This is a genomic window from Neisseria sp. P0021.S007, assembly GCF_051956855.1.
Genome location: NZ_JBQCXA010001226.1, coordinates 1 through 513 on the forward strand (window position 1 = coordinate 1; position 513 = coordinate 513).

The following is a 513-nucleotide window of genomic DNA, read 5'->3' on the forward strand; positions in this document are numbered from 1 at the left end:
AATTATGATGTTGCAGTTTTGTTTCCATGTAAGGAAATCCTGATGAACCTTTTTCAAAACGCCAAATTCTTTACAACGGTCAACCATCTGAAAGACCTGCCCGACACGCCAGCCGAGATTGCCTTTGTCGGCCGAAGCAATGCCGGCAAATCCAGCGCCATCAATACTTTAACCAATCATGTGCGCCTTGCCTACGTTTCCAAAACACCGGGCCGCACCCAACACATCAATTTCTTTGAACTGGAAAACGGCAATTTCATGGTCGACTTGCCCGGCTACGGCTACGCGCAAGTACCGGAGGCCATCCGTGCGCACTGGGTCAAACTCTTGGGCGACTACCTGCAACAACGCCGCCAACTGATCGGCCTGATTTTGATTATGGACTCGCGCCATCCGCTCAAAGCTTTAGACATCCAAATGCTGGACTTTTTCCACATCACCGGCCGTCCTGTGCATATCCTGCTGTCAAAAGCAGACAAGCTGTCTAAAAACGACCAGATTAAAACTTTGGCG

1 protein-coding gene is annotated in these 513 nt (G+C 49.7%); it reads left to right on the forward strand.

Annotated elements, in window-relative coordinates:
• Positions 1-42: 42 nt before the first annotated feature.
• A partial coding sequence (yihA, locus tag ACTHUR_RS18435; protein ID WP_440400212.1) for a ribosome biogenesis GTP-binding protein YihA/YsxC occupies positions 43-513 on the forward strand: 471 nt, incomplete at its 3' end.